Source organism: Sulfitobacter sp. M39 (assembly GCF_021735935.1).
GTDB lineage: Bacteria > Pseudomonadota > Alphaproteobacteria > Rhodobacterales > Rhodobacteraceae > Sulfitobacter.
On the sequence record NZ_WMDZ01000001.1, the window covers coordinates 255,508 to 275,532 of the forward strand.

The window sequence follows — 20,025 nt, forward strand, 5'->3', positions numbered from 1 at the left end:
TATATGAGGGCGCGTCTGTCTATTTCAAAGGTCGAATGTTGCAAAGACAGGCGCGTGGTCGCTGGGCTTTTCCCAACCACGGGCGTCGCGCAACACGCGGCTGGAATGTGCCGCGCCCGAGATATCGGGCGTTGCCCAGACGTGATCCAGTCGGCGGCCCTTGTCTGCCGCATCCCAATCCTTGGCGCGGTAGGACCACCAGCTGTACAGGTTGCCCTGCGGGATATCCTGCCGTGTTACGTCAACAAAACCACCGGCGTCCTGCGTTTCGGCCAGCTTTTCGACCTCTATCGGGGTGTGGCTCACGACCTTGAGCAGCTTCTTGTGATCCCAGACGTCATCCTCGCGCGGTGCGATGTTCAGGTCGCCTACCAGAATGGATTTCTCGGGTTTGTTGCCGTGGAACCAGTCGCGCATGTCCGCCAGATAATCGAGCTTCTGGCCGAATTTCTCGTTCACCTCGCGGTCGGGCACGTCGCCGCCAGCGGGCACATAGAAGTTATGCACCGTCACCCCGTTTTCGAGCTTTGCCGCAACATGGCGCGCGTGGCCCAGCGTTGCAAAGTCTTGATCACCGGCATCCACCAAGGGCAAGCGCGACAGGATTGCCACACCATTGTATCCTTTTTGCCCGCGCGCCACCATGTGGGTGTAGCCCGCTTCGATGAAGGCCGCGGTGGGGATTTTGTCGACCGGGCTTTTACATTCCTGCAAGCACAGCACATCCGGCCCGTGTTCGGCCAGCAGCTTGAGCACAATCGGTTCGCGCAACCGGACAGAGTTGATATTCCATGTGGCCAGCGTGAAAGGCATGAGGCAGCTCCCTTGGGTCAGATCGCGCGCACCCTACCGCGAAATGCGCGGCGTCCACCATGCCGAAATCCGGGGACTTCCGGGCTGCGGACAAAAAAAGACCGGGCACAAGGGCCCGGCCTAGTCCAACAGGGAGGTATGTATCATTTCCCGGATACAAACTTCGGGTTCAAACCGATCGACGGGTCATGAAAACCCCGTCTCTCGCAGGAATAACCAGCGGTACCTTATTCGGTTCCACAATTATGAAATAATTCTGTAACCACCTGATTCAGTTAACAGAATTCTTGCGTTCGAGGGATCAGGCTCGATCTTCTGGCGCAGGCGGTAGATGTGCGTTTCCAGCGTGTGAGTCGTAACACCAGCGTTGTAGCCCCAGACCTCGTGCAAAAGCGTATCGCGCGGGACGACGCCCGCGGCAGCACGGTATAGGAACTTGAGGATATTCGTCTCTTTCTCGGTCAGCCTGATTTTCTTGTCGTCTTCGGTGATCAGCAGCTTGGCCGACGGCTTGAACGTATATGGTCCAAGCTGGAAAATCGCCTCTTCGGATTGTTCATGCTGGCGCAGCTGTGCCCGGATGCGCGCCAAGAGAACAGGGAATTTGAACGGTTTGGTGACGTAATCATTCGCGCCCGCATCAAGACCCATGATCGTATCCGCGTCACTGTCATGCCCTGTCAGCATCAGAATCGGGCTTTTCACGCCTTGGGTACGCAGGTCGCGGCACAGGTCACGCCCGTCGATGTCCGGCAATCCAACGTCCAGAATGACCAGATCATACAATGCTTCGGCGGCGCGGGTTTTGGCGTCTGCGCCATTGCCTGCTTCGAATACATCAAAGTCTTCGGTCAGCAATAATTGCTCGCTCAGCGCGTCGCGCAGGTCGTCGTCATCATCTACGAGCAAGATTTTCTTTAGCTGGGCCATATCAACTCATCCTCTACAACTTTACTTTAGATGTGTTCACAAAGCCGTGCGTGCAAGAGTAGCAGGTGTTTGATCACACGACCGTGCGAAATTGTCGCGCAATGTTTCAATCCGCCGATTTCTGCAGTAAGAAATGTGACAACATAACATGAAAGATTTCAAATCATGGTTTTTGGGCCCGATATAACAGAGCAACTGGCACGCGCCCGTGCGGACCTGCGTTTGGGCGTTCCCATTGTACTGGCGGGATCGCGGCCGGTTCTGGTTATGGCGGCCGAAACGCTGACACCCGCGCGGCTGACCGGCCTGCTGGCCATGGGCGGCGAACCGGTGTTGGTGATCAGCGCCCGGCGCGCCGAAACCCTGAAAGCGCGCGCCTACGATGGCAGCTTTGCGCGTGTCCTACTGCCACGGGACGCCACGTTGCGTTGGGTAAAATCCATCGCGGATCCGGCGGACGATCTGCGCAGCCCCCTGAAAGGCCCCCTGGCCTGCGCACGTGGGGCCGATGCGACGCCGCACGGCTTGGCGATTGATCTGATCAAGTCAGCGCGTCTACTGCCCGCTGCTGTGATACTCGACCTTGCGGATGCAGGTCAGTTCGCCCAGCAAAACGGCCTGACGATGATCAACCTGAGCGCGGCACAACCGATCCTTGCCGCGCGCAGCCCCTTGCATCCGGTGGTCAATGCGCGTCTCCCGATGGAGGTGTCAGAGGCCGGACGCCTGCATATCTTCCGCCCCGACGACGGCGGGGAGGAACATTACGCCATCGAAATCGGCCGCCCCGATCGCAGCAAACCCGTGCTCGCGCGGCTGCATTCGGCCTGCTTTACCGGCGATATCATGAGCAGTCTGAAATGCGATTGCGGGCCACAGCTACATGCCGCGCTGACCCAGATGGGGACCGAAGGGCACGGCGTGTTGCTGTACCTCAACCAAGAGGGGCGCGGCATCGGACTGACCAACAAGATGCGCGCCTATTCCCTTCAGGATCAAGGCTTTGACACGGTCGAGGCGAACCACCGTCTGGGCTTTGAAGACGATGAACGGGATTTTCGATTGGGATCGGACATCCTGACATCAATGGGGTTTTCGTCGGTGCGTCTGCTGACCAACAACCCCCGCAAGGTCGAGATGATGGAGGCAAGCGGCGTCAAAGTCGCAGAGCGCGTCCCTCTCAAGGTCGGTGAGAATAGCCACAACCACGCTTACCTTGCCACAAAAGCCGCCAAATCCGGGCACCTTCTGTGACACCCGACGATCTGGTCCTCACGCCGCGGGGCGTCCGGTTTCAGGGGCAACTTTACCCCTGCACCATCGGCAAAACCGGCATCACCCACAATAAGCGCGAGGGCGATAAAGCGACGCCCGCGGGCATTCACCGGATCGTCGGTATGCTCTACCGTCCCGACCGCATTCCCGCCCCTGTTCCGTGGGCGATGCCGATTGGCCCGCGTGATCTTTGGTCTGATGACGGGACGCAAGACGACTACAATAGCCTTGTGCAGGCTCCCTACCCGCACAGCCACGAGGTTCTGCGCCGTGCCGATCCCCTATACGATCTGGTGATCTTGACCAATTGGAACTGGCCCGATGCCGTTGCAGGGCGCGGGTCGGCGATCTTTATCCACCAGCAGCGCCGACCGGGCTATCCCACTGAAGGCTGCATCGCCTTTTCACGCGCGCATCTGCATCAGATCGCCGCGCGGCTGACCCGGCACAGCAGGTTGATCGTCTAGCTTGCGCTACGTTCCCCGAAGATGGCGGAGCCGACGCGCACATGGGTCGCCCCAAGCGCGATAGCCTTTTCAAAATCGCTGCTCATCCCCATTGACAGATCCCGCACCCCGTTGCGCGCCGCAATCTTGGCCAGCAGCGCGAAATGCAGCGCGGCTTCTTCATCGACCGGCGGGATACACATCAGCCCGCGCACGGGCAGATCCAGCGCCAAACATTCCTTGATAAAATCGTCGGCATCCGCTGGAAGAACACCGGCCTTCTGATCCTCTTCGCCGGTATTAACCTGGACGAACATATCAGGACAGCGCCCCATTTCCTGCGCTAGTCGCGCAAAGGTTTGCGCCAGTTTGGGGCGGTCAAGTGTGTGAATGACGTCGAATAATTCAAACGCGCTGCGCGCCTTATTGCTTTGCAGCGGGCCGATCAGATGCAGCTTTACGCCGTCAAACTCCTGCCGGAAACCGGGCCATTTGCCTTCGGCCTCCTGCACGCGGTTCTCGCCGAAACAGCGGTGACCTTCCGACAGCACCGCCGCTACCCGCGCGTCCGGCTGCACCTTGCTCACGGCGATCAGCTCAACGCTACCCGGCGCGCGGCCTGCGTCGGTTTCGGCTTTGGCAATACGAGATGTGATGTCGTGCAAGCTCATGTCAGTCGGCCCTTATTGTTGAGGGCGCACAGAACAACAGCTTGGCGCAAAAGAAAAGGGGCAGACCAACGGCCTGCCCCTCTTTTAGACTGTATCGTTCAACTTAGAAAGTGAAACGAACACCCATGTCGGCACGGATCGAGTCGTCGCCGCGGCTGATGACACCGCCACGCAGGGACACGCCGCCACCCAGATCATGGTGAGCGCCGATACCGTAGGAAGTTTCTTCGAAGTAGTCAGCGTCTGCAACGTAAACGTCGAGGTTAGTCGCTGCGCCGATGTCGAAGGACGCGGTCAGGGCGTAGTGGTCGCCATTGCCGCCTGTACCGGTGATGTCGTTGTCATCGCCGTTGTCGGCATATGCCAAGGAAACTGTGGCGGGGCCAACGTTACCAACGACAGACAGAGCGTAGTCAGTGTCGGACTCGGAGTCGGAGTCCTGAGCAGCGGCAGCAAATGTGATGCCGTTGTATGTGTACGCAACGTAACCAGCAACACGGTCGTTTGTGTCGGAAGCAGAGACGTGTACTTTCAGGTCGCCCATGGAGTACAGAACTTCTACACCGTTGGAGCCGGCTGCGCCGTCACCACCGGAGGAGTACGCGTCGCCGCGGAAGTTGTATGCTGTGTACTCATACGACAGACCGGTCAGACCCAGGTCGATTTCGTACATGCCAGGCATGGATTCCAGCGCGCCGTAGATGTTACCTACGCCAACTTCGAAACCACCGGTGCGCGCGAAGAAGCGTACGCCGTTGATACCTGTGCCGGCAGGACCGTTTGCAACAGCGAAGTCATCCGCGTTGCCCAGAATGCCGTCGTCGCCGTCGTCAATGGACTGCTGTGTGTCGGAGTTGTTCTGCTGGATACGTGCACGTGCACCGAATGTAACGCCCATGTCGGACTCAGCTGTCGCGTCGATCTGCAGACGGAAACGGCTTGTTACGTTTGTTTCATCGTTGCCGGAGTCGTTTTCTTGGTAAAGAACACCAAAACGGCCGTAGCCGCCGAATGTAACGTCTGCAGCTGCAACGCCAGCGGTCGCAACCAGAGCTGTTGTAGCGAAGAGAACTTTTTTCATGAGTTATCCCTCGGTTTGAATTCATATGCCCATACCGGGGAATCCGGTAAAGGTATGAGAGGTGTTTTCAGCGTTTGCCCTAGTTTTGGCAAGGATCGCGGAAGCCTTGGCATCATTGGAAAAAACTGTGATGCAGCTATGTCACAGTTGCGCAACCCCGCAGAATGCACGGGCGGGCCAAGAACGCAGATGCACAGGCACCCTGTACTCTAGTATATACTGACATTGCGCTTGCCCACCGAACCCCGCTTGGATAGACCTGTGCGCAAACAGGCAAAGGACGGTCGAGATGGTGCGCAGTTCGGTATTCAAATCTACACTAGCCCTCGTGGTGGTCTCAGCGCTTGGCGCATGCGGTGGCCTGAACTTCGGCCCGCCCAACGACAACGACCCGAACCTCGGGCTGTCTCCGACGAACCCTAACTATGTCGAGACGAACCCAGACAACACCATTTGGGCGATCTTCAATCGCAACGACAACGACACCAGCGTGTCGGTCAACAAATACCTGTGGTCCGCGTCGCTCGAAGTTCTCAACTTCCTGCCAGTCCAATCGATCGACCCCTATACCGGCGTGATCGTCACCGGCTATGGCACCCCTCCGGGGGGCAGCCAATCCTACCGCGCGACGGTCTTGATTGATGATCCCGCGCTTGATGCACGGTCGCTGAACATCGCGCTGCAAACCCGTGGCGGTCGCACGGTTAGCAAAGCAACCTCTCGCGCGGTCGAAGACGCGATCCTGAGCCGTGCGCGTGAAATGCGCATTGCCGACGCCAAATTCTAAGCCCGCACCCGTCTATCCCCCATTATCACGCCGGGCCACGCGCTAGTCGCTCGCCCGGCGTTTTTCGTTGATAAGGTCTGCCAAGATGCCCTCCTACTCTCCCGCCGAAATCGAAGCCCGCTGGCAAGCCGCCTGGGAAAAAAACGATGTGTTCCAAGCGGTACGCAACGCCGACAAGCCAAAGTATTACGTGCTTGAGATGTTTCCCTATCCGTCGGGGCGCATCCACATGGGGCACGTACGGAACTATACGATGGGCGACGTGATCGCGCGCTATAAGATCGCGACGGGGCATAACGTGCTGCACCCGATGGGCTGGGATGCCTTCGGGATGCCCGCTGAAAATGCCGCAATGGCCATTGGCGGTCACCCCAAAGACTGGACCTATGGTAACATCGCCGACATGCGCGACCAGATGAAACCGCTGGGATTGTCGATCGATTGGTCCCGCGAATTCGCTACCTGCGACCCTGAATATTACGGCCAGCAGCAGGCGCTGTTCCTCGATTTCCTGTCGGAAGGGCTGGTCTATCGCAAGAACGCCATCGTGAACTGGGATCCGGTCGACATGACCGTTCTGGCTAACGAACAGGTCGAGGCAGGGCGCGGCTGGCGTTCCGGCGCGCTGGTGGAACGGCGCGAGCTGACGCAATGGTTCTTTAAAATCTCCGACCACTCGGAAGAGCTGCTTGATGCGTTGGACACGCTTGATAACTGGCCCGCGAAGGTCAAGCTGATGCAGGCGAACTGGATCGGCAAATCGCGCGGGCTGCAATTCGCATTCTCGACCATCGACGCGCCGGAAGGGTTCGACCGGATCGAAGTCTACACCACGCGCCCCGACACCCTGCTTGGCGCAAGCTTTGTCGGCATTTCGCCCGATCACCCGCTGGCCAAACTGCTCGAGAAAGACAGCCCCGAACTCGCGGCCTTCTGTGCCGAATGTCGCAAGGGCGGCACGACCGAAGAAGCGATCGAGACTGCCGAAAAGCTGGGGATGGATACCGGCCTGCGTGTGCGCCACCCCTTCGATACCGCGTGGGAGCTGCCCATCTATATCGCGAACTTTATTCTGATGGACTACGGCACAGGCGCGATCTTTGGCTGCCCCGCCCACGATGCGCGGGACTTTGAATTCGCCACCAAATACGGGCTACCGATCACATCGACCTTCTTGCCGTCCGAGGACGCAGACCCAAAGCTCGCCGCGCCCTTCGTGCCGGCGAAATCCGAAAAAGTGTATTACAACGGCGGCTTTGCCGGCGAGAAATGGCAAACCGGCGAAGAGGCGATCATTGCGGCCATCGACGCCTGCGAAGCGCAGGGCGTGGGCCAAGGCGTGACCAAATACCGCCTGCGCGATTGGGGCCTGTCCCGGCAACGCTACTGGGGCTGCCCGATCCCGGTCGTGCATTGCGACACCTGCGGCGTGGTGCCCGAAAAGAAAGAGAACCTGCCGATCGAGCTGCCCTATGACGTCAGCTTTGACACGCCCGGCAACCCGTTGGACCGACACCCCACATGGCGCGACTGCGCCTGCCCGTCTTGCGGTGCGTCCGCGAAACGCGAAACCGATACGATGGACACATTCGTCGATTCCTCTTGGTATTTCGCCCGCTTCACCGCGCCACGTGCTGACACGCCGACCAATATGGCGGATGCAGAATACTGGATGAATGTGGACCAATATATCGGTGGCATCGAACACGCGATTCTGCACCTGCTATATTCGCGCTTCTTCGCCCGCGCGATGCAGATCACCGGCCACCTGCCTGAAAAAGCGATTGAGCCGTTTAACGCGCTGTTCACGCAAGGCATGGTAACACATGAGATTTACCAGACCCGCGACGCAAATGACCGCCCCGTCTATCACCTGCCCGAAGATGTGACCGACGGTAGACTCGCCGATGGGACAGAGGTTGAAATCATCCCCTCGGCCAAGATGTCGAAGTCGAAGAAAAACGTGGTCGACCCGCTGGGGATCATCGCGAATTACGGGGCGGATACCGCCCGCTGGTTCGTTCTGTCCGATTCGCCCCCCGAACGCGATGTCGAATGGACCGCATCCGGGGCAGAGGCGGCGTATAAGCACCTAAACCGCGTGTGGAACATCAGCAGCCGCATCGCCGAGATGGACGACAGCGCCGCAGGCACAGGCGACGACGATCTGCTGCGCGCGATGCACAAGACCATCCACGATGTCACGATGGGTGTGGAATCCTTTGGCTTCAACGCCGCGATCGCCAAGCTTTATGCCTTTACCGCGACGTTGCAGAAATCCAAGGCGGGCAAAGCCGCACAGCGCGAAGCGATCATGACGCTGGCCCAGTTGATGGCCCCGATGACGCCCCATCTGGCAGAGGAAATCTGGACCGCGCAAGGCGGCGACGGGCTGATCACCACCTCGTCCTGGCCGCACGCGGACGACGCAATGCTGGTCGACGATACGGTGACCCTGCCGATCCAGATCAACGGCAAACGCCGCGCGGAAATTCAGGTACCTGCCGATATGCCAAAGGAAGAGGTTGAAAAGATCGCGCTGAGCCACGAAGCTGTCATTCGTACCCTTGATGGGGTCACGCCTAAAAAGGTCATCGTTGTGCCCGGACGGATCGTAAATGTCGTTGCTTAACCGCCGTTTTCTTATCGCATTGCCACTGCTGGTCCTGGCGGCCTGCGGGTTTCAACCCGTTTACGGCCCCGGCGGCACTGGCACGGCGCTGCAAAACGCGGTGCAGGTCGACGCGCCGAATGATGCCTATTCCTACACGCTCGTTCGCGAGATCGAGACGCGGTTGGGCCGCGCCGCCAGTCCGCGTTATGCTTTGGCCCTGACCGTCGACACCTCGGAAGAGGGGTTGGCGATCGACAGCGAAGACAACACCACACGGTATAATCTGGTCGGCAAGGTCGATTTCGCCCTGCGCAACCTCGGCAGTGGTCAGATCGAGGCATCAGGAAACGTCGAAAACTTTACCGGCTACTCCGCGACCGGTTCGACTGTTGCAACGCTCGCGGCAGAACGTGATGCCCAAAAGCGCTTGATGATCATGTTGGCCGACCAGCTGGTTACCCGCCTTTACGCGGCCGATCTGACCCCATGAAGCTGCCCCCGCGCGACGCGAATGCCTATTTCGCCAAGCCCGATCCGACTAAGACCGGGCTGCTGATTTATGGCGGCGATGCAATGCGCGTCGCGTTGAAACGGCAGACTTTCCTGAAGAACCTGCTGGGCCCCAATGCCGAAGAAGAAATGCGCCTGACCCGTATTCAGGCCGCCGACCTGCGACGGGATGCGCCGATGTTGCTGGACGCGATCAAGGCCGTAGGTTTCTTTCCGGGGCCGCGTGCGGCTTTTTGTGGAAGACGCCAACGACAATATCGCCAAAATCCTGACCGATGCCCTGGCCGACTGGCAGCCGGGCGACGCGCAGATCGTCGTGTCGGCGGGGGATCTGAAAAAAACCTCCAAGGTGCTCAAGGCGTTCGAGGCGCATAAGAACGCTTTCGCCACCCCGATCTACGACAACCCACCCGACCGGGCAGAGATTGAACGCGTGTTTGCCGAAGCAAAGCTCAGCCCCGAGGCGGATGCGATGGGGGCGCTTAGTGAATTGGCGCGGGTGCTCGATCCGGGCGATTTTCGACAAATGGTCGATAAAATCACGCTTTATAAGATCGGCGACGCAGGCCCCCTCACGGCAGAGGATGTGGCCAACTGCGCCCCCACCTCGACAGAGGCAGAGGTCGACGACATCCTCCACGTCGTGGCAGAGGCGCGCGCGGGCGACATCGGCCCCGTGATGGCCAAGCTGCAGGCCCAAGGGGTGAACGCCGTGACGCTGATCATCATGGCGACACGGCATTTTCGCACGCTATACCGCATCGCGAGCAATCCGGGCGGCCAGATCTGGGGCGTCCGCGACCGCGATCGCGCCATGCGTCAGGCCAAAAACTGGGGCGCGGCCAAACTGGAAACCGCATTAACCGTGCTGACCGACACCGACCTGACGCTTCGGTCAGCGGGGCAACACGCGCCGACGATGGCGTTGGTCGAACGCGCCTTTATCCGCCTCGCCATGCTGGGGGCACAACGCTAAATTCAGGTTAATTCTTGGGAGGGAATGTTGATGTATAAGGTAATCGGGGCAACCAAATCGCGGGCAATGCGGGTCATGTGGATGCTTGAGGAGTTGGGCCAACCCTATGACCACGTCCCCTGTGGGCCGCGTTCGGACGAGGCAAAACAATACAACCCATCCGGCAAAATTCCAGCACTTGTGGACGGCGATGACGTGCTGACCGATTCTGTCGCGATTATGCAGTATCTGGCGGACAAGCACGGCGCTTTGACCGCCCCCGCTGGCACCGCGGCCCGTGCGCATCAGGATGCGCTGACCTTCTGGTTGATCGACGAAATGGATGCGATCCTTTGGGCTGCGGCGAAACACAGCTTTGTCTTCCCGCAAGAACAGCGCGTCCCCGAGATCAAGGATAGTCTGAAAGCCGAATTCGCCCGCTCCGCCGCGATCCTGTCAGACAGGTTGGACGGGCCGTTCCTGATGGGCGATGAGGTCACCATACCGGATTTGTTGGCGACCCATTGCATCAACTGGTCCATCGGCGCGGGATTTGCGCGGGTGGATGACAAGCTGGGAAATTGGGCCAAGTCCATGCGTGACCGCCCCGCCTTCAAGGCCGCAGCCACACGCGAAGGTTAATCCCGCTGCGCCCAAGCGGCAGCGTGCTGTCCGGCCCATCGGCCTGTCGCAAGGCAGGCCGAGATCAGATACCCGCCCGTCGGGGCCTCCCAATCCAGCATTTCGCCTGCGACGAAAACGCCGGGGCGGGCGTGTAGCATCAACCCGTCATCCAGCGCATCGAACTTAACCCCGCCCGACGTTGAAATCGCCTCCTCCAGCGGGCGCAGGCCTGCATGTTTCACCGGCAGCGCTTTCAGCAACCTCGCCAATTCAGTCGCGTTCCCCGGCAAGGGGCGCGCCATTTCCTGAAGCAGCGCAATCTTGGCCACATCCAGTTTGAGCGTTTTGCGCAGATAGTTTGCCACGCTCATCTTTCCACGTGGCTTAGCCAGCTTTTCGACCAACGCCTCTCGAGATTGATCTGGTAGCAGGTCCAGCATCAGCGGGTGCCCTTCACGCAGCCCGCGCGACACGGTGTAGATCCCGCCGCCTTCCAAGCCGCGGGCGGAAATTACCGCCTCCCCCCGCGATCGGTAGGTGCCAGATTTCAAGCCGATCCCTTTAAGCGCCGCGCCGAAATGCGCTGCCATATGCGCCGACCAGTTCATCGCGATTCCTGCATTGGCAGGCGCAAAAGACGCGATATCGACGCCCCGCGTCGCGCAGCGGCAAGGCCCAAGCGCCGGTGGAACCCAAGCGCGACCAGCTTGCCCCGCCCATGGCCAGCACGGTTACATCAGCGGGCAAGTTTTTCATGCCTTCTGGCGTATCGAACACAGGCGCGCCGTCTTCCCATCCGGTCCAACGCCAACGGGTGTTCACCGCAACACCTGCATCGGCCAGCCGCGCCAGCCAAGCACGCAGCAGCGGCGACGCCTTCATCACGGTCGGAAAAACTCGCCCGGTAGAGCCGGTGAACAGGTTTTGCCCCAATTCCTTGGCCCATTCCTGCACCGCCGTAGCATCAAAACTGTTAAGAATGGGTTCAAGCGGCCCTTTTGCCGTCGAAAATGCGTTTAAGAATTTGGCGTGTTCTTCGGCCTTGGTAATATTGAGACCCGATTTACCCGCCATCAACAGCTTGCGCCCGACGGATGGTTTGTGATCGCAGACCGTCACAGCCAAGCCTGCCGCGGCCATCACTTCAGCCGCCATCAGCCCTGCAGGCCCCGCACCGATGACAATCCCGCGGCGGGCGGGCAAGTTTTCTGATGTCATGACGTGCTCTTCCATTCGGGTTAAGGATATAGCTGTGTGTTACAGCGGCACCATTAACTTGACCTTAAACCAAATGCACGACGATCGTGCTTATTCCAATAAAAGGGCAGAATATGCGCATCATTTTAATCATCTCGGGCCTCACACTGCTGGCAAGCTGCGGTGTGCCGTTTGTCCCGTTCATCTAACCGCTTGGCCTAGGGCATCTCGGCAGGGGTTTCGGGCGGGGCGCACATCGCTTTGATCCCGGTGGCAATTTCGGGCGTGGCGGCGACGGTATCGGCGACGATATCGCGTGCGCTTTGCATAAGCTCCTCGGCGGGCACAATGCGGTCGACCAAGCCGAACGTCAGCGCCTCTTCGGCGGTGACCTTCTGCCCGCCCATCAGAATAAGCTTGCTGCGCGCAGGGCCGATCAAGGCTGCCATACGTGCGGGGTCGCTGGGTTGCGGCAAAAACCCCAGCTTCATCACCGGATAGAAAAATTTGGCCCCCACCACGCAGATCCGCAGATCGCAGGCCAGCGCCATCCCCATAGCGCCCCCCGCCAGCGTCCCGTTCAGCGCGCAGATGCTCAGCCCCGGCAGCGCGGCAATCGCGCCCGACAGCCGCTCCCATATGTCAGAGACAGCGAGCCCCGCGCGCGCCTCGTCCAGATCGGCACCGGCGCTGAACACTTTGCCAGTGCCGGTCAGGATCACCGCGCGGGCGGCCTGGGCGTCTTCCATGAACTCGGCCAGGGCGACCAGCATCTCGTGGGTGAGGGAATTCGCCTTGTCCGGCCGGTTGATCGTCGCGACCCAGACAGGGCCTTCGCGGTCGAAATTGATCATACCAGACCAATCGCTTTGCGGATGCCCTCGTCGCGCAGCGAGATTTCCTCGCCACAGTATGTGTCAGCCTCGGCGCTGCACATCCACAACAGGGCCCGCGCGGGCCAATCGGCGGGAATGTGATCTTCCCATGCCAGTTCGCTGACGGGGTTGATGCCGCTTGCCTTGATCTCGCGCTGCATCTGGGTTGCGACCGTGCCCGGCGACAGGCCGATGGCGCGGATCCCGTTCGCGGCTTCCTCCAGGTGGATCGACCGGCCCATCATGTTCACCGCCGCTTTGGACGCGCAATAGTGGCTCCAGGCTTCGATGGCGTGATGCGCGGCACCCGAGCTGATGGTCAGGATCGACCCGCCGCCTGCGTCTTTCATCACGGGCAAGACAGCGCGCATGCCGTTGTAGACGCCCTTGAGGTTGATATCGATGACCTGCGACCATTCGTCTGGGTCCGACGCGGAAAGATGCGAGATCGGTTCGATCACACCGGCGTTGTTGATGAGCACATCGACGCCGCCAAAGGCCCCCAGCACCGTTTCCACCGCCGAGGACATCTCACCGAAACGCGCCACGTTGCAGGGGATCGCGATGGCTTGCTTGCCGATTTCGCCCGCCAGATCGGCAATCGCGTCCTGAGACCGCGCCATCAGCACGACATTCGCCCCTGCGTCTGCAAAAACCCGTGCCGCTTCGGCCCCGATCCCGCGGCTGGCACCGGTGATCATCACGGTTTTACCTGTCATATCCATCGTATAATTCCCTTCGTCATCAATAAGCCCCGCACGGGGCCTGCCGTGCACGGCGTTTGGTGACATCGTTAGCAACAACATCGGCCAGCGCCAATCAAAAGCGCCCCCGCGGGCGGAACATCGCAGATTGGCGCGGGTCGCTTTGCCTTGTAAGGTGGCGTCGGGCGCTTACCTTTAGCGCAACCGCGCTGTCACCGGATAGCCGCCCGCGATTTGCGACAAAGGAATTTTTCATGATCCGCCCTCTCTTCGGCAGTGCCGCCCTTTCAGTTCTTTTCACCTCGTCCAGCGCTTTGGCGGATGTGACGCCGCAGGATGTGTGGCGTGACTGGCAGGACCACATGCAAAGCATGGGCTATACGCTGACGGCCACCGAAAAGGCATCCGGTGATACGCTCGCCGTGAGCAATCTCCGCTTTGATCTGACGAGCGAGCCTGATCTAGGCCAAATCTCGATGTCGCTTGAACAATTGAGCCTTGTGCAAAACGACGATGGCACCGTGTCGGTGGTCATGCCCGACGCAATGCCCTTGGTGTTCGAAATCACCCCGACCGACCCGGATGAAGACCGCGTGCGCGCAGCGCTTATCGTGAACCAGACTGGCCAGGACATGCGCGTGAGCGGGACCCCGACCGACCTGAGCAGCGCCTATGCTGCCGGTCTTCTAGGCTTGACGCTGGATCAGATGACGGTGGGCGACGAGACCTTCGGCCCCGACAACGCGGCGCTGAATGTGGTGCTGAACAACGTCGAATACGCCTCTAAATCGGTGCTGGACGATATGCGCGCCTATGCGCAGGACGGGTCCATTGCGTCGATGACGTTTGACATGCGGTTCAAAGACCCCGAAGAGCCCGCCATCGCGACGATCAACGGCACCTCGACGGATATGACGTTCAACGGCGACGGGCAGTTGCCGCTGGGTATTGCGCAGGCCAGTGATATGGCCGCAATGCTGCGGGCAGGCATGACCGGCGCGGGCACGTTTACCAGCGGCAACAGCACCATGACGGTCGACATCGAAGACCCCGAGAATGGCAATATGTCTGCCGCTGTCGCCTCTGAAGGGGGGCGTTTGACGGTTGAAACCAGCGCCAACGGGATGAGCTATGCCGGTTCGCGTCAGGGCATGGCGCTGTCAGTGCAACCGCAGCAGTTTCCTTTCCTTCTGTCCTTCGGCCTCGATAATGCGGCGTTCAACCTGAGCGCGCCGGTGCTCAAGACCGACGATGCGCAGGACGTGGCCCTTGGGCTGAACCTCGAAGGGTTCACCATGTCGGATATGGTCTGGGGCATGATCAACCCGCAAGGCACCCTGCCCCGCGATCCGGCCAACCTGTCGTTGGATGTGACTGGCAAGGCGCGGCTGTTGATGGATTACTTTGACCCCGAGGCCGCGACCAGAATGGCCGAGACCGGACAGGTGCCAGCACAGCTCGATAGCGTGAACCTGAATGCGCTGATCGTCGATGCACTGGGGGCCAAACTGACCGGCAATGGCGCGGTCACGTTCGAGCATGACGAGAACGACCCCACGGCGCTCAAGCCGTCGGGCGCTGTTGACCTCAAGCTGGTGGGCGGGAACACCTTGATCGATACGCTGGTGTCCTCGGGCTTGCTGCCTGCGCAGATGGCGATGGGGGCGCGTATGATGATGGGCATGTTCGCCGTCCCGGCCGAGGGTGAGGAGGATACGCTGAAATCCAAGCTCGAATTTACCCGCGACGGGCAAATCCTCGCCAATGGGCAGCGGATCAAGTAACCCTTCGCGGCCATGGCCCTCCAGCGACTGGCGTCCCTTGCACAGCTGCGGCAGGGGCGCTAGCAGTCTTTCACCCATTCAAGGAGTATCCCCCCATGTCGCAATCCATTGAGGCGCTGACCAAGTCGTTGCTGCATGCCGCCCGTCAAGCGGGTGCGGATAGTGCTGATGCGATGGCCGTGCGCGGGACGTCGGTGAACGTCGATGTGCGTGGCGGGGTGCTGGAACAGGCCGAACGCGCCGAGGGCGTCGATATCGGGCTGCGGGTTTTTGTCGGGCAACGCTCTGCCAATGTCTCTGCTTCCGACACATCGGACCGCACGATCGAGGAAATGGCGATCCGCGCGGTGGCAATGGCGAAAGAGGCCCCCGAAGATCCCTACATCGGCCTTGCCGATCCCGACCAGTTGGCGACGGATTGGGATGTCGAGGCGCTTGAGCTTTACGACCCCGCGCCCGAGCCTTCGCCCGAAGCGTTGCAAGAGGATGCCGCCCGCGCCGAGGCCGCAGGGCTGGCCGTCAAAGGTGTCAGTCAGGTGCAGTCCGCGGGTGCGGGCTATGGCGCGCAACAGGTATTTATGGCGGCCAGCAACGGGTTCGAAGGTGGATACCGCCGTACCGACCGTGGGCTGTCCTGCGTTGCAATCGCCGGCAGCGGCACAGGGATGGAGCGCGACTATGACGGCGACAGCCGCATCTTCCAGACCGACCTGCGCAGCCCCGAAGACATCGGGACCAAAGCCGGTGAGCGCGTTCTTGAACGCATGGGTGCACGCAAACCGCCCACGGGGGCCTATCCGGTATTGTTTGACGAACGCATTTCCTCGGCTCTGATCGGGCATCTTCTGTCGGCGATCAGCGGCACGGCGATTGCACGCGGTGCCTCGTGGCTGCGCGACGCTATGGGCGAACAGGTGCTGCCAAAGGGCATGTCCCTGATCGAAGACCCGTTTCGCCCCCGCGTCGCAGGGTCGCGCCCGTTCGATGGCGAAGGGCTGCCAACGTCGCGCCGCACCATTGTGGACGACGGGATGTTGCAGGGGTGGACCCTTGATCTGGCAACCGCGCGCAAGCTGGGGCTGACCCCGACCGGCAATGCCGCACGCGGCACCGGATCAAACCCCGGTCCGGCCACATGGAATATCGCGCTGTCCCAGGGCAGCGCCACCCGCGCAGACCTGATCCGCGATATGGGCACAGGTCTTTTGGTGACATCGATGATCGGGTCGACCATCAACCCCAATACCGGGGACTACTCTCGTGGGGCCTCCGGTCTTTGGATCGAAAACGGCGAGATCACCCACGCGATCAACGAATGTACCATCGCGGGCAATCTGCGTGATATGCTGCAATCGATCGTACCGGCCAATGACGCGCGCGCGCATCTGAGCCGCGTTGTGCCGTCGCTTCTTGTCTCGGGAATGACCCTTGCCGGCGCTTGATGACCTCTCCCTTTTGATCGAGGCCGCACGCCGCTCGGGCCAGATTGCGACCTCTTTCACCGGCAAGACCGCGCAGCGTTGGGACAAGCCCGATGATGCCGGTCCGGTGACCGAGGCTGACCTTGCGGTGAACGCGATGCTGCACCAGACGCTGACGGCGGCACGCCCGGATTATGGCTGGCTGTCCGAGGAAAGCGACGACGGCACACGGCGACTGGGGCAGCGTGATCTGTTCATCGTCGACCCGATTGACGGCACACGCAGCTTTATCGAAGGGTCCGACACCTGGTCCCATTCCCTTGCCATTGCGCGCGACGGGAGGATCACAGCGGCGGTGGTGTTCCTGCCTATGCTCGACCGGCTCTATGCCGCGGCGGCGGGGGCCGGTGCCACCCTGAACGGACAAAGCATCTCCGTCTCCGACATAGCCACATTGCCCGAGGCGACCGTGCTGGCCACGAAACCGGTGATGGATATGCAGCATTGGGCCAAGGGCGACCCCGGCTTCAAACGCGCGCACCGCCCGTCACTGGCCTATCGGCTGGGGCTGGTGGGTCAGGGCCGTTTTGACGGCATGGTCACGTTGCGCAAAAGCTGGGAATGGGACATCGCCGCAGGGGCGCTGATTGTCACCGAAGCCGGCGGGCAATGCACCGACCGCACAGGGCAACCCCTACGGTTCAACAACCCCGACCCACGCCTGAACGGTGTCGTTGCGGGGGGCGGTGCCGTCCATGCGGCGCTGCTAAGCGGCCTTGCCCAGACCCAAGCCACCCCTTAGATTGGCCCCAAGGCCATCTGTTTGAAAACAAAGGACCGCGATATGACCCAACGCCTGCACCTCGTCTTTGGGGGCGAACTGATTTCGCCCACCGGTACCGCGTTTAAAAACGTCGATGACATCCATGTCGTCGGGATTTTTCCAAACTACGCCAGCGCCTATGACGCCTGGAAAAACGAGGCACAGCGCACGGTCGATAATGCGCATATGCGGTATTTTATCGCGCATCTGCACCGTCTGCGCGACGAAGAGGCTGCGGCCTCCTCTACCGAAGAGCTGGGGTAAACTCTTATGGCGCGGTCGCTTGGGCTGTCGGCCTATCGCGCCTTTACCGGTCGCGGGGGCGTGCCGCCATTCACCCCCGTGGCCAAGCACCCCACCGGAGAGCTGGTCTGGTGCCACGCCCCCGAACCCGGCAGCTTGTTCGCGATACAGGATCTGGCCATTCGCCTGTGCCGGAGCCGTCCGGGGCTCAGCGTTCTGATCACCGTTCCCCAAGCCTTGGTGCCGGTCGACCTGCCACCGTGTAGCGAAGCCGACGTGCTGATCGATACCCTGCCCGAGGACCACCCGACGCTTGCCAAAAACTTTATCGATTATTGGCAGCCCGACGCCTGTGTCTGGGCATGGGGGCGTCTGCACCCGAATATGATTGCAGAGATGACCACACAGGCCTGCCCGATGTTCCTGATCGATGCCGACAGCGACGGCTTTGACGGGCGGCGCGACCGGTGGCTGCGCGATCTGACCCGCGATCTGCTGATGCATTTCTCGGCGATCATGACGCGGTCAGAGGCGGGGATGCAACGGCTTGTCCGGCTTGGGCTTGCCCGCAAGGACATAGAGCTGACCCCCGCCCTTCAGGCCGGTGGCCGCGTGTTGCCTTGTATGGATTCCGATCTGGCCGATCTGTCAGCTGCGGTCGTGGGGCGCCCGATCTGGTTTGCCAATCAGGTACTCGAGGGTGAGCTGAACACCGTGCTCACCGCGCACCGCCAAGGGCTGCGCCTGTCTCACCGGCTGCTGCTGATCCTCGCGCCCGCCGACCCGAAGCAGGCCGATGTTTTCGCGCAGCGGATGGAGGATCAGAACTTTCGGGTGCTGCGATGGGGCGACGCGGGCTATCCCGATGCCTCGACCCAGGTGATGATCGCCGATGATCCGGCAGAGATCGGCTTGTTCTACCGGCTGGCCCCTGTCTCCTTTCTGGGCAATTCCCTGATCAACGGCAGCGGCGGCTGTGATCCGTTCGAGGCCGCGGCCCTAGGCTCGGCTGTGCTCTATGGGCCGAAAGTCCGGCGGTATCTGCCGCTTTATACCCGACTGGCTGCCGAAGGGGCGGCGCGGATCGTGAATGACGCCACCGCGCTTGGCACCGCCGTGAACCGGCTGATCGCGCCAGATCAGGCAGCGACGATGGCGCATGCGGGGTGGGATGTGATCAGCCGCGGTGCGGCCGTCACCGACAAGGTGATTGACCTTGTACAGGAAACGCTTGACCAGCGAGAGGCCATATCATGAAACGCGCCCCCGCCTTTTGGCACCGCCCCACGCCCGATTGGCGCGCGCGCCTGTTGCAACCTCTGGGCGCGCTTTATGCCAAGGCCACTGCCCGCAGGCTGGCGGCCGGCACGCCGCTGCGTCTGGATATTCCGGTGGTCTGCGTCGGCAACATCAACGCCGGGGGCACGGGCAAGACGCCAACGGTCATGGCTGTCGTCGAACACCTGCGCGACAGGTATCACACGCCCCATGTGGTGTCGCGCGGTTACGGCGGCACGCTGAAGGGGCCGGTGCAGGTTGATCCGTCGCGCCACACCGCCGCGCAGGTGGGGGATGAACCGCTGCTGCTGGCCGCCTTTGCCGATGTCTGGGTTGCGCAGGATCGCGCAGCGGGGGCGCAGGCGGCGGCGGATGCAGGGGCATCGGTGATTGTGATGGACGACGGCTTCCAGAACCCGGCTCTGCATCAGGACCTGTCAATCGTGGTGGTGGATGCGGCCAAGGGGTTCGGCAACGGGCTGTGCCTGCCTGCGGGCCCCTTGCGCGAACCGGTCGCCACGGGTCTGGCGCGGGCGGATATCGTGCTGTCCATCGGTGGTGCGCAAGATCAGGCGCAATTCAATACCACAGGGCTGCCCCAAGAATTACCGCATGTGCGTGCCGAGCTCGCCCCTCTGCAAACGGGGATGGATTGGTCTGATACTCGCGCGCTGGCCTTCGCAGGCATCGGCCATCCCGAGAAGTTTTTTGCCACCCTGCGCGATCTGGGGGCAGAGATTGTCCACGCCGAAGCGCTGGAGGATCACCAGCCGCTGAACCCTGCGCTGATGGGACGCCTAGAGGCGGATGCCGCCCTGCGCGGCGCACAGTTGGTCACAACAGAAAAAGACGCGGTGCGTCTGCCCGCGTCTTTCAGAATGAAGGTGATAACCCTGCCTGTGCGACTGAAGTTCGATCCTGAAAACGCGCTGTTTGCCGCGCTGGATCAACTGCCGAAACCGGCATAACCGCCAGAGCTTCCAACGAAGCTCCG

The 20,025-nt window shown here is 61.0% G+C and carries 18 protein-coding genes and 2 pseudogenes; 13 read left to right on the top strand and 7 right to left on the bottom strand.

The window, feature by feature from the left end; translation table 11 throughout:
• Positions 1–24: 24 nt before the first annotated feature.
• A complete protein-coding gene (locus GLP43_RS01215) occupies positions 25–813 on the bottom strand; it encodes an exodeoxyribonuclease III (protein ID WP_237277882.1) in 789 nt (262 codons plus the stop codon).
• Between the two features lie 243 nt (positions 814–1,056).
• The gene (locus GLP43_RS01220) at positions 1,057–1,743 is read right to left on the bottom strand and encodes a response regulator transcription factor (protein ID WP_005850360.1); all 687 of its coding nucleotides are present in this window, start codon (positions 1,741–1,743) and stop codon (positions 1,057–1,059) included.
• A gap of 165 nt (positions 1,744–1,908) precedes the next feature.
• Here GLP43_RS01220 and ribA point away from each other — a divergent pair, with 165 nt between their 5' ends.
• Together ribA and GLP43_RS01230 are read left to right on the top strand one after the other, a co-directional pair.
• Positions 1,909–2,997, top strand: a complete 1,089-nt coding sequence (gene ribA, locus GLP43_RS01225) for a GTP cyclohydrolase II (RefSeq protein WP_237277883.1) — start codon at positions 1,909–1,911, stop codon at positions 2,995–2,997.
• Positions 2,994–3,485, top strand: coding sequence for a L,D-transpeptidase family protein (locus tag GLP43_RS01230; protein WP_237277884.1), 492 nt, complete (start codon positions 2,994–2,996; stop codon positions 3,483–3,485). The genes ribA and GLP43_RS01230 overlap by 4 nt, the downstream gene beginning before the upstream one ends.
• On the opposite strand, the gene GLP43_RS01235 is transcribed toward GLP43_RS01230, so the two are convergent.
• Together GLP43_RS01235 and GLP43_RS01240 are read right to left on the bottom strand one after the other, a co-directional pair.
• Positions 3,482–4,135 (bottom strand): YggS family pyridoxal phosphate-dependent enzyme, encoded by a 654-nt coding sequence (locus tag GLP43_RS01235; protein WP_237277885.1) that lies wholly within the window; start codon positions 4,133–4,135, stop codon positions 3,482–3,484. The genes GLP43_RS01230 and GLP43_RS01235 overlap by 4 nt on opposite strands.
• 103 nt (positions 4,136–4,238) lie before the next feature.
• Positions 4,239–5,216 (bottom strand): porin, encoded by a 978-nt coding sequence (locus tag GLP43_RS01240; protein WP_237277886.1) that lies wholly within the window; start codon positions 5,214–5,216, stop codon positions 4,239–4,241.
• A 289-nt stretch (positions 5,217–5,505) separates the two neighbouring features.
• Here GLP43_RS01240 and GLP43_RS01245 point away from each other — a divergent pair, with 289 nt between their 5' ends.
• The 5 genes and pseudogenes from GLP43_RS01245 to GLP43_RS01265 all read left to right on the top strand — a co-directional run bounded on the left by GLP43_RS01245 (position 5,506) and on the right by GLP43_RS01265 (position 10,724).
• Positions 5,506–6,003, top strand: a complete 498-nt coding sequence (locus GLP43_RS01245; protein ID WP_237277887.1) for a DUF3576 domain-containing protein — start codon at positions 5,506–5,508, stop codon at positions 6,001–6,003.
• Between the two features lie 85 nt (positions 6,004–6,088).
• Positions 6,089–8,635 (top strand): leucine--tRNA ligase, encoded by a 2,547-nt coding sequence (gene leuS / locus GLP43_RS01250; protein ID WP_237277888.1) that lies wholly within the window; start codon positions 6,089–6,091, stop codon positions 8,633–8,635.
• The gene (gene lptE / locus GLP43_RS01255; RefSeq protein ID WP_237277889.1) at positions 8,622–9,107 is read left to right on the top strand and encodes an LPS assembly lipoprotein LptE; all 486 of its coding nucleotides are present in this window, start codon (positions 8,622–8,624) and stop codon (positions 9,105–9,107) included. The genes leuS and lptE overlap by 14 nt, the downstream gene beginning before the upstream one ends.
• Positions 9,104–10,103 (top strand): annotated as a pseudogene (gene holA, locus GLP43_RS01260) (DNA polymerase III subunit delta). The gene lptE and the pseudogene holA overlap by 4 nt, the downstream one beginning before the upstream one ends.
• 30 nt (positions 10,104–10,133) lie before the next feature.
• Positions 10,134–10,724: a glutathione S-transferase family protein gene (locus GLP43_RS01265; RefSeq protein ID WP_237277890.1), complete on the top strand. Its 591-nt coding sequence runs from the start codon at positions 10,134–10,136 to the stop codon at positions 10,722–10,724.
• On the opposite strand, the pseudogene GLP43_RS01270 reads toward GLP43_RS01265, so the two are convergent.
• The 3 genes and pseudogenes from GLP43_RS01270 to GLP43_RS01280 all read right to left on the bottom strand — a co-directional run bounded on the left by GLP43_RS01270 (position 10,721) and on the right by GLP43_RS01280 (position 13,503).
• A pseudogene (locus GLP43_RS01270) lies at positions 10,721–11,924 on the bottom strand (TIGR03862 family flavoprotein). The gene GLP43_RS01265 and the pseudogene GLP43_RS01270 overlap by 4 nt on opposite strands.
• A 197-nt stretch (positions 11,925–12,121) precedes the next feature.
• Entirely contained in the window at positions 12,122–12,757 is a 636-nt protein-coding gene (locus GLP43_RS01275; protein ID WP_237277891.1) for an enoyl-CoA hydratase/isomerase family protein, read from the bottom strand.
• Positions 12,754–13,503, bottom strand: coding sequence for an SDR family oxidoreductase (locus GLP43_RS01280; protein ID WP_005850387.1), 750 nt, complete (start codon positions 13,501–13,503; stop codon positions 12,754–12,756). Before GLP43_RS01280 ends, GLP43_RS01275 begins: the two co-directional genes overlap by 4 nt.
• A gap of 233 nt (positions 13,504–13,736) precedes the next feature.
• On the opposite strand from GLP43_RS01280, the gene GLP43_RS01285 reads away from it, so the two are divergent.
• The 6 genes from GLP43_RS01285 to lpxK all read left to right on the top strand — a co-directional run bounded on the left by GLP43_RS01285 (position 13,737) and on the right by lpxK (position 19,999).
• Positions 13,737–15,266 carry a DUF2125 domain-containing protein gene (locus GLP43_RS01285; RefSeq protein ID WP_237277892.1) on the top strand — a complete coding sequence of 510 codons (1,530 nt, stop codon included), beginning with the start codon at positions 13,737–13,739 and terminating at the stop codon, positions 15,264–15,266.
• Positions 15,267–15,361: 95 nt separating this feature from the next.
• Positions 15,362–16,708, top strand: coding sequence for a TldD/PmbA family protein (locus GLP43_RS01290; RefSeq protein WP_237277893.1), 1,347 nt, complete (start codon positions 15,362–15,364; stop codon positions 16,706–16,708).
• Positions 16,695–17,489, top strand: a complete 795-nt coding sequence (locus GLP43_RS01295) for a 3'(2'),5'-bisphosphate nucleotidase CysQ (protein WP_237277894.1) — start codon at positions 16,695–16,697, stop codon at positions 17,487–17,489. Before GLP43_RS01290 ends, GLP43_RS01295 begins: the two co-directional genes overlap by 14 nt.
• A gap of 42 nt (positions 17,490–17,531) precedes the next feature.
• Complete coding sequence (locus tag GLP43_RS01300) at positions 17,532–17,774, top strand: DUF4170 domain-containing protein (protein ID WP_005850395.1); 243 nt, start codon at positions 17,532–17,534, stop codon at positions 17,772–17,774.
• Between the two features lie 6 nt (positions 17,775–17,780).
• Positions 17,781–19,010, top strand: a complete 1,230-nt coding sequence (locus GLP43_RS01305) for a 3-deoxy-D-manno-octulosonic acid transferase (protein WP_237277895.1) — start codon at positions 17,781–17,783, stop codon at positions 19,008–19,010.
• Positions 19,007–19,999 (top strand): tetraacyldisaccharide 4'-kinase, encoded by a 993-nt coding sequence (lpxK, locus tag GLP43_RS01310; RefSeq protein ID WP_237277896.1) that lies wholly within the window; start codon positions 19,007–19,009, stop codon positions 19,997–19,999. Before GLP43_RS01305 ends, lpxK begins: the two co-directional genes overlap by 4 nt.
• The last annotated feature ends 26 nt before the right edge of the window (positions 20,000–20,025 follow it).